Raw genomic sequence first — 1,388 nt, forward strand, 5'->3', positions numbered from 1 at the left:
CGTCTATGGTGTAGCGATATTTAGTCAATATAAAAACTCCTAGTATATGAACCCGGAATTTTAATTGTTTCCGTGTCCAACATACTAGGAGTATCTCCTCCCTATCACACGATTTGACTTTGAGCCATTTATCAGATTACTTAACATTCACAACACAAAAAAGGAAACAATTGAATTATCAACTGTTTCCTTTATTAGCAAACTCGGGTAAATCTCTTATACCGGAGGTGGGGTTCGAACCCACACGTCCTCAACGGACACTGGATTTTGAGTCCAGCGCGTCTGCCAGTTCCGCCACTCCGGCAAAACAAAATATGATGGATAATAGGATGGAAAAGGCGGTAATCGGATTCGAACCGACGATGAAGGTTTTGCAGACCTCTGCCTTACCACTTGGCTATACCGCCAGAACAATTACTCTCTAACCCTACTGGGTTAGCTGGATTCGAACCAGCGCATGACAGAGTCAAAGTCTGTTGCCTTACCACTTGGCTATAACCCAATCAAAGGGCGGTATGTGGGAATCGAACCCACGCGTGTCGGATCCACAAACCGATGTGTTAACCACTTCACCAATACCGCCATAACATTATAAACAGGGATAGTAGGAGTTGAACCCACACCGACGGTTTTGGAGACCGTAGTTCTACCATTAAACTATATCCCTAAAGTGGAGGGGAGTGGATTCGAACCACCGAACCCGAAGGAGCGGATTTACAGTCCGCCGCGTTTAGCCAGACTTCGCTACCCCTCCATAAATGGCGCGGGACAGAATCGAACTGCCGACACATGGAGCTTCAATCCATTGCTCTACCGACTGAGCTACCGAGCCAAATACCACGAGAAATAATGTTATTGTTGTGTATTCAATTGTTAAACAATACATAACAGACGGTCCGTACGAGACTCGAACTCGTGATCTCCTGCGTGACAGGCAGGCGTCCTAAACCAACTAGACCAACGGACCATGTGGGAATGTTATGATAATGGAGGATACAGGGATCGAACCTGTGACCTCCTGCTTGTAAGGCAGATGCTCTCCCAGCTGAGCTAATCCTCCAATAAAGTGACCCGTACGGGATTTGAACCCATGTTACCGCCGTGAAAGGGCGGTGTCTTAACCACTTGACCAACGGGTCATTATACTTATTATTTACGGAGAGTAAGGGATTCGAACCCTTGAAACAGGCTTTAACCCGTTTACATCATTTCCAATGATGCTCCTTCGGCCATCTCGGACAACTCTCCATTCAAATAATAACTCCGGCAGGCGGGCTCGAACCGTCGACAACCTGATTAACAGTCAGGTGCTCTACCAACTGAGCTATGCCGGAATAATCGCGTGGCAACGTCCTACCCTCGCAGGGGGCGATCCCCCAACTACTATC

12 tRNA genes are annotated in these 1,388 nt (G+C 47.3%); all 12 read right to left on the minus strand.

What is annotated here, in order from left to right:
• Window positions 1-219 precede the first annotated feature (219 nt).
• The 12 genes from QOW94_RS10990 to QOW94_RS11045 all read right to left on the minus strand — a co-directional run bounded on the left by QOW94_RS10990 (window position 220) and on the right by QOW94_RS11045 (window position 1,334).
• Window positions 220-304 (minus strand) — tRNA-Leu (locus QOW94_RS10990).
• A gap of 32 nt (window positions 305-336) precedes the next feature.
• Window positions 337-407 (minus strand) — tRNA-Cys (locus tag QOW94_RS10995).
• Window positions 408-430: 23 nt separating this feature from the next.
• A tRNA-Gln gene (locus QOW94_RS11000) sits at window positions 431-502 on the minus strand.
• Between the two features lie 7 nt (window positions 503-509).
• Window positions 510-582, minus strand: a tRNA-His gene (locus tag QOW94_RS11005).
• 14 nt (window positions 583-596) lie between these two features.
• Window positions 597-667 (minus strand) — tRNA-Trp (locus QOW94_RS11010).
• Window positions 668-671: 4 nt separating this feature from the next.
• Window positions 672-754: transfer RNA gene (locus QOW94_RS11015), tRNA-Tyr, on the minus strand.
• 5 nt (window positions 755-759) lie between these two features.
• Window positions 760-832: transfer RNA gene (locus QOW94_RS11020), tRNA-Phe, on the minus strand.
• A 60-nt stretch (window positions 833-892) separates the two neighbouring features.
• Window positions 893-967 (minus strand) — tRNA-Asp (locus tag QOW94_RS11025).
• 20 nt (window positions 968-987) lie between these two features.
• Window positions 988-1,060: transfer RNA gene (locus QOW94_RS11030), tRNA-Val, on the minus strand.
• A 7-nt stretch (window positions 1,061-1,067) separates the two neighbouring features.
• Window positions 1,068-1,139 (minus strand) — tRNA-Glu (locus QOW94_RS11035).
• A 17-nt stretch (window positions 1,140-1,156) separates the two neighbouring features.
• Window positions 1,157-1,248: transfer RNA gene (locus QOW94_RS11040), tRNA-Ser, on the minus strand.
• 13 nt (window positions 1,249-1,261) lie between these two features.
• Window positions 1,262-1,334, minus strand: a tRNA-Asn gene (locus QOW94_RS11045).
• Between the last annotated feature and the right edge of the window lie 54 nt (window positions 1,335-1,388).

It is taken from the genome of Lentilactobacillus sp. Marseille-Q4993, assembly GCF_951230165.1.
Taxonomy (GTDB): Bacteria; Bacillota; Bacilli; order Lactobacillales; family Lactobacillaceae; genus Lentilactobacillus.